The organism is Bacillota bacterium (genome assembly GCA_012518215.1).
GTDB lineage: Bacteria > Bacillota > Dethiobacteria > DTU022 > PWGO01 > JAAYSV01.
The window spans coordinates 1-7207 of record JAAYSV010000034.1 but is presented as its reverse complement, the minus strand read 5'-3'; the positions used below and the strand labels follow the sequence as shown (position 1 = coordinate 7207).

Genomic DNA, 7207 nt, shown 5'->3' with positions numbered 1-7207 from the left:
TATGTCGCTGACGCCAACATATCCGTACGGGGAAAAGACAGAAGCCTAGGAACCAGTTTATAGCGATGGTAGGCTGTGTACGAGGAGGGGATTCTTCGGTCGCGGCAAATAACACCGCTCCCTCAGAATGACAGTATAATATAAAAGGCGACCTCCCCACCCTGTCATTCCGAGCAAGCGGTCTTTAACAAGAACACTGACATAAAGCCATAGTGAAAAATGATGTGGAAATGATAACACCGGAATGAAAGAATAGCGCCGCGAGGAATCTCGGGTAAAAGCAAACGCTGTGCTATGCTATGGCAACCATTCACTCCATGTCGCTGACGCCAACATATCCGTACGAGGAAAAGCAGGAACCAGTTTATAGCGAAAGTAAGTGGTGATCGAGAAGGGGATTCTTCGGTCGCGGCAAATAACGCCACTCCCTCGGAATTACAGGTAGTGCGTTTTAAAAATAAAGGGCTATTTCGCGGTTCAGCCCAAAATCGACAATTTCAGTGGACTGCCACTGCCCTATATAATATAATTCTAATGTGACAAAGGGGTGGGATAAGATGGGCAGACGCATCTTGATTGTTGCTGTTGTTTTTATATTGATTCTCCTTGCCGGTTCGGCTCTGGCCTGGTATGGCTTGAAATATATGCTGCAACCGGTCAATCCCACGGCCGCTGAAGACGATCTCGTAACCGTAACCATCCCCATGGGGTCAGGAACGAAACGTATTGCCGAAATACTGGCCCGGGAAGGCTTGATTCACAACACACTCATCTTCCGTGCTTATTCACGTTGGTCCGGATCGGATCAAAATTTTGTGGCCGGCCAGTATCAGCTCAGTCCGGCAATGAGTACAAAAGATCTGCTCTCGATCATGACCGAAGGCAAGGTTTACCGGGAAACAAGCTGGATCACCATCCCCGAGGGATTCAACGTGGAACAGATTGCCGCGCGTCTCCATGCACAGGGTAAAGTTGACCGGGAATATTTTCTGGCCCTCTGCCGTAAACCGCCAGACAATTTCTTCGCAACGTTCCCTTTCCTGAAAGAAGTGGAAGGAAAACCGGTGGATTACCTTCTGGAAGGGTATCTCTTCCCCGACACCTACGAGTTTGGCAGCGATATCAGCGAGGAGGAGATCCTGGCGATGATGCTCGGGAGAATGGAAAAAGTTTATCAATCTGCCCTGGAGGAGATGGATGATAAGCCGGAAATGCGGATGCACGAGATCCTGACGCTGGCCTCACTGGTTGAAACAGAAGCGGTGGTCGCCCACGAGCGCGAACTTATCGCCGGCATCCTTGCCGGCAGGCTGGAAAAAGGCATGTTGCTGGGCTGCTGTTCCACCGTTCATTATATTCTGGGCGAAAAAAAGAACCCGCTCCTGTGGGAAGACACGAAAATCGATTCGCCTTACAACACCTATATACACGAAGGACTGCCCCCCGGCCCCATCGCCTCACCGGGAGAAAGTTCGATCAAGGCAGCAATGCGCCCGCAGGAAACCGATTATCTCTATTTTGTCTCCAGGGAAGACGGTTCCGGCGAACATTTTTTCAGCCGCACCAACGCCGAGCACGAAGCATTCAAGGTGATCAGCAAAAAGAATGCAAGCCAGAATCAGTAAGCCAAGCAGACCGCACCGCCCCGCTACCGGCAACCATGGAACAGACTGCCCCGGGGGCAATTCATCCTGTTAAAATTCTTCCAGTTCAAAATGGTCAAAATGTGAAGCACATCTTTCAATCTCTTCCGGGGTCATCCAGCGATCATATTGATAGGAACTCTGCCGATCAAGATTCTCCGCCTTGGGCAACCAGAGAGGATTGTAGGGAAGCAGAGCCGTGCGCTTCACCCCCATTTTGTTCAGAAAGGAAGCGATTCCGGCCAGGTTTTCATCCGTGTCGGTAACTCCCGGAATGAGAGGTATCCGGGGCAGAAACGGCACCTTTCCGCCCCGGATCAGCGCCTCGAAATTTTCAAGGATGCGGTCGTTGGTCCGTCCGGTATAACGACGGTGGGCATCGGGTTCGATCAACTTGATATCGTAATAGATCAGATCCAGGTAAGGCAGTATATATCGTTCAAAAACCGGTCGGTAATAGTAGCCGCAGGTCTCGAGGTTGACATGGATACGGTTAAATTTCAGCGCCTGCAAAAAGGGCTTAAGGTAACGTGGATGCATGGTCGGTTCCCCCCCGGAAAGAGTCACCCCGCCCCCCGAGTTCTCGTAAAAAATTGAATCCTCCGCGACAATCTCCGCCAATTCCGCGACGGGATAATGGCGCCCCACCAGGCGCATCCCCTTGCCGGGGCAGACGGTGGTGCAGGTGCCACAGCGTGTGCATCGTTGACGGTCCACCGGTTGGGGGCGGCGTTTCAGATCGATCGCCCCCTCGGGGCAGGCTTCTTCACAGGCTCCGCAGAGAAGACAGTCCCCGGGCGAGTAAGCTATCTCGGGATAAATTTTTATTGATTCGGGGTTCTGGCACCATACACAGGACAGGGGGCATCCCTTGAAAAATATGGTCGTGCGGATGCCGGGCCCGTCATCCAGTGCATTGCGCTTGATCTCGACAACCAGCGGAAGTTCGTATTCCAGCGCGATCATCTACACCCACCACCTTTGCCATACAGTATATTTTTCAGCTTCCCGTTGCCATGCTGAATTCGGTACGCTCGATGATCTCCTGCTGCATATCCGCATTCAACTCGACAAAATAAGCATTGTAGCCCGAGATGCGCACCAGCAACCAGCGGTAATCTTCCGGTTTTTCCACGGCTTCCCTGAGCATCTCCGTGGTAACGATATTGAACTGCATCTGCATCCCGCCCAGTTCAAAGTAACTTTTTGCATAGGCGGTAACCCGCTCCACGAATTCCTCGTGGCTATCCTGCGCTCCCGGTGCCACCTTGACATTGAAAGCGATATTGTTCGGCATTTTGAGCGGGTCCAGGCCGGCAACGGTATGGATATTGGAAAGCAACCGGTCGGTAACGCCGGGTGAAGGGGTTATCCCCGGAGTAAAGGGTTTGCCTTTCAGGCGACCGCTGGGCAGTGCACCCGAAAGTGTCCCGAAAGCTACGTGGTTCGACATGCTCCAGAATCCACTGGTATAGACTCCGCCCCGGTAATTGTGGTGAGACTGGTAGCAGTCATAGATAAAATCTATCAATTCCCCGGCCAGCTCCCGCGGCTCCCTGGCATCGCTGCCAAACTTGGGAACACGGCTGATAATCCGCGCATGCAGGGTTTCATACCCGCGGAAGTCAGCCTCCAGTGCCCGAAGCAACGTCTTCCAATCGACTATCCCCTGCCTGTAAATCAGCTCGTTGATCGCCATGAGACTGTCGATAACATCGGTGATGGAAACCAGCGCCGCCCCCGAGGTATTGTAGCGGGCACCCCCATCAATGACATCCTTCCCCTTCTCCATGGGCCCATCAAAAAATGAGGAAAGCAACGGAGTCGGGTGCAGCTCCTGGTGAGTGAGCCCCAGGTAATCGTTGTAGGCGATGGATTGATCGATCAGGTAACGCAATTGCTCCTTGTAGGCATTTTTGAAATCATCAAAAGTGGGAAAATTCCCTTCCTGCGCCGGATTGCCGGTGCGCGGGCCGACCTGCTCCGCAACGAGGGGATGGACGCCATCGTGCATGGCCATCTCCAGTGCCGCCACGGTATTCAGGAGCATGCAGTTGGTATGGCCCATGTGTCGGCCGACACTGGTCGGTTCCACGCAGCCGGTGGAACCCCAATCGCGGGCATCCTCGATGGCAAAACCCTGGTTGACCAGAGCGGGGATGACTGCCGCATCGTTGTGCAACGAAGGGGTAGCCGCGGTTATCGTATTTACCTCGATCAACCTCTTCAAATAATCATCATCGTTGACACCGGGATAATAGCGAGCATTCACATTCGGTTCGCGCAGAGCCATCATTTCAGTAACTTTCAAGAAAATATAGGTCATGTCACAGATTGCACTGCCACCATCACGGTCCACCCCGCCCAGGGTCAGCGCCTGGTCGGAAGAACTTCCTCCGAAAAGGCGGTTGCCGAGATCGGGAACGGTGGGCAGGTGATCGGAGCATTTCAGGAAAAAACAGCCCACCAGCTCGATCGCCCTTCTGATCAGTTCCTCCTTCTCCTCGGGAGTTTTCGCCCCGGCGGCATCACGCAGGAAGTAAGGCTGAAGAACCTGATCCAGCCTGCCCAGCGAAAGCCCGGCATTCATGTTTTCCATGTGCAGAGAAACCCAGCAGAGCCAGATGGCATTGATCGCCTCATGCAAGTTGCGAGCCGGATGTGCAGGAACGCGTTCACAGACCTCTGCCATCGCCTCCAACTCCGCACGCCGGCGGCGGCCCTCATCATCATCGCCGGTCCCGGCAGCAAGCTCCCGCGCCCTTGCGGCAAGATTGTTGGCATAGGCCAGAACTCCTTCCTGGGCAACCTGCAATGCCCGGTAAAAGTTGCGTTCCCTCTCGTCCCCTGCCGCCGCTTCTTTCTCCCCGGCTTCGCGAATTATATCTAGCAACCCCCTCTCGAGGATCATGGCGAAATCGGGAATGGTATGCGAAACGGCATGTGCCTTCCAGCAGAAATACAGCACCCAGCGGCCTTCAAGTTGCTGACAGCGTGGGTTGCCATATTTGCTGCGTGTATACTCCATTACATTTCGGCGGCTCCAGAAAGGAAAGACTTCGAAGTTGAGAATATCGATATCCTCCGCGGTGATGTGGTAAGGATTCATCTTCCGCTCGTCGACCGTGAGCAATTCCGGCCAGAGTGCCAGCGCCCCGAATTCGGGAAAAAGAAGCACCCCGACATCCCTGGTCGTGGTCGTGCCCGCGATCAGGTCATCATCCCTGATGATCGGATCGCGCCTGGCCAGGATATGCGCCACCGCCTCGGCCTGCCGCAACACGGGGTCACGCGGTTTCCCATCGGGGCCTTCTTCAAACCCGTGTTGCATGTAGTATTCCGTCAGAAGCCGCGGCCTCTCGGCGCAGACCCCCGCCTGGATGGTATAAAGTTTTTCCCGGGCAGCCTGCAGGCGTGGAAAATTATTCAGGCTGTAAGCACTCAGATAAGGTTCATCCAGCACCTCCACCCGGTCATGTGGAACAGACTTCAGGACTGCCCTGTGGGCAAGTGGGTGCGAAGCCCGCGCCGCAGAAGTATGGCCGACATCTTCCCTTTTCTCCTCTATCCCGCGGGAAAGTTTCTTCCTCTTTTTGCGCCCCGAAGCCAGCTCCTGGGAAAGGTGGCCAAATTTGGCCAGATACATCAGGTTCCCCTCGATGAAAAGATCATTATCCAGCATCATTGCAATAGAATCGGACGGTTCCCGCAGTGAAAACACACCCCGCATCCCCTCGGCAGTTCGGAAATTGAAGATCAGATCCGGCTTGTCGATACTGCCGTGCCCCACTTTCATCCGCCCGTTATCAAATATGGCGTGGAGTTCCACGGTCCCATCCACATTACGGAAGACAAAGCGGGCATTGAAAAGAAAACCTTTCTCTTCATCAAGAATATTGCGACGAAAAGATGAACTGAAACGAAACATCAGTGACATGAGTCTCAATACATTGATCACCTGAAATCTGGTCATGAAGTCACCATTCTTGTTCTTCTCCTCCACAGTTCCGACGGGTGTCATCATCAATCCCCTCCCCATTTTTTATCGGGAAGCCGGTCCAAACATACTGCCGCAAGTGACCGAACGGGCGGCGAAATTACCCGCTTCCCCCTGGATTCAACCCTTGAAACCCGCCCCCGGCGGGGCAGCACCGCTTATCATTTCCTCCCTTTCCCGAACCATCTCCTGCAAAAAATGATCGATGGCGGAGAAATAAAGAGTATTCAAATCCGCATCAAGTTCGGCCCATATACCCGAGCGGCACAACGAGATAATACCGTGGCAGAGGCCGAGCAGGGCGAAAGCCTTCTCGGTTGCAGCAGCGGTTGTTTCCTCGCTAGCGGGGGATCCCCGGTAAAAATCGTTCATCGCATCGACAAGCAGTTCGATATTTTTCAAGGCGATGGCCTTCTCCGCAAAAGCCGCTTCCTCGACTGTGGTACCCGTATAATCAAGATATTTGGGAACATGCAAAGAGAACATGATGTCGTAATAGTAAGGATGATCAAAACTGAAACGGTAAAACGTGGAAGCATAACTGCGTATCAACTGCAGAGGATCGTCGATACGGGGTTGATCCAGAAACATGCCATGCAGGATGGTGAACCCCTCGGTAAGGATATCCAGATAAAGAGCATCCTTGCTGCGGTAATAATTGTAAATCGTTGCCGGCGAACAACCCGCGCGGCGCGCAATCTTGCGGATGGACACCGCCTCGTAACCATGCTTGTTGAACAATTCAAGAGTGGCCTGGAAGATTTTCTGTTTGACCTGTTCTTTCTGCCATGCCGGCCGTTTCGGTCTGGCCATCCCCCGTTCACCCCCGGCCCCAAAATGCCTTCTCCTTCTTATTATATTAACAGCGTTCAATTAATGTGTCAACGGGGAATCTGTATCCGGTAAAACTTTTATATTTTCTGGCCCGGGTGCTGCCATTCAGGTAATGTACTTTTTGATACAACAACGTTGGCGGCTATTTCGTTGTCATTCCGAGCAAGCGTTTTTTCATAAATTCACAAGTATTAACCTTTCACTCCATGTCGCTTACGGCAACATATCTGTACGGGGAAAAGACAGAAGCCTAGGAACCAGTTTATGGCGATGGTAAGATGTGTACGAGGAGGGGATTCTTCGGTCGCGGCAAATAACGCCGCTCCCTCAGAATGACAGGTTGTACCTTTTTTTTCTCTGGCAGTAGGGTAAGGGGTACATGAGGAGGGGGTTCCTCGGTCGCCTGCGGCGACCTCCCCCCCTGTCATTCCGAGCAAGCGGCCTTTAACAAGAACGCTAACATAAAGCAACAGAGAAAAATGACGTGGAAATGACAACACCGGAGTGAAGGAATAGCGCCGCGAGGAATCTCGGGTAAAAACAAGCGCTGTGCTATGCTATGGCAACCATTCACTCCATGTCGCTGACGCCAACATATCCGTACGGGGAAAAGACATAAGCCTAGGAACCAGTTTATAGCGATGGTAGGCTGTGTACGAGGAGGGGATTCTTCAGGAACTGAAGCTCTCTTTTGTGGGTATGCGAAAAGATAAAACCCAGGAAATAGCTTCCC

Annotated in this window: 4 protein-coding genes; 1 reads left to right on the top strand and 3 read right to left on the bottom strand. The window is 52.9% G+C overall.

Going from position 1 to position 7207, the window contains the following annotated elements:
• Nucleotides 1-557 precede the first annotated feature (557 nt).
• Nucleotides 558-1625 carry an endolytic transglycosylase MltG gene (gene mltG, locus GX364_05485; GenBank protein NLI70294.1) on the top strand — a complete coding sequence of 356 codons (1068 nt, stop codon included), beginning with the start codon at nt 558-560 and terminating at the stop codon, nt 1623-1625.
• A gap of 69 nt (nt 1626-1694) precedes the next feature.
• On the opposite strand, the gene GX364_05480 is transcribed toward mltG, so the two are convergent.
• From GX364_05480 to GX364_05470, 3 genes are all read right to left on the bottom strand, one after another.
• Nucleotides 1695-2609: a glycyl-radical enzyme activating protein gene (locus GX364_05480; GenBank protein ID NLI70293.1), complete on the bottom strand. Its 915-nt coding sequence runs from the start codon at nt 2607-2609 to the stop codon at nt 1695-1697.
• 34 nt (nt 2610-2643) lie between these two features.
• The gene (locus tag GX364_05475) at nt 2644-5667 is read right to left on the bottom strand and encodes a formate acetyltransferase (protein NLI70292.1); all 3024 of its coding nucleotides are present in this window, start codon (nt 5665-5667) and stop codon (nt 2644-2646) included.
• Nucleotides 5668-5760: 93 nt separating this feature from the next.
• The gene (locus GX364_05470; GenBank protein NLI70291.1) at nt 5761-6453 is read right to left on the bottom strand and encodes a TetR/AcrR family transcriptional regulator; all 693 of its coding nucleotides are present in this window, start codon (nt 6451-6453) and stop codon (nt 5761-5763) included.
• Between the last annotated feature and the right edge of the window lie 754 nt (nt 6454-7207).

Bases quoted from the DNA above. Each gene is read 5' to 3' on its own strand.
- mltG (NLI70294.1), top strand. From the start codon at position 558: ATGGGCAGACGCATCTTGATTGTTGCTGTTGTTTTTATATTGATTCTC.
- GX364_05480 (NLI70293.1), bottom strand. From the start codon at position 2,609: ATGATCGCGCTGGAATACGAACTTCCGCTGGTTGTCGAGATCAAGCGC.
- GX364_05475 (NLI70292.1), bottom strand. From the start codon at position 5,667: ATGATGACACCCGTCGGAACTGTGGAGGAGAAGAACAAGAATGGTGAC.
- GX364_05470 (NLI70291.1), bottom strand. From the start codon at position 6,453: ATGGCCAGACCGAAACGGCCGGCATGGCAGAAAGAACAGGTCAAACAG.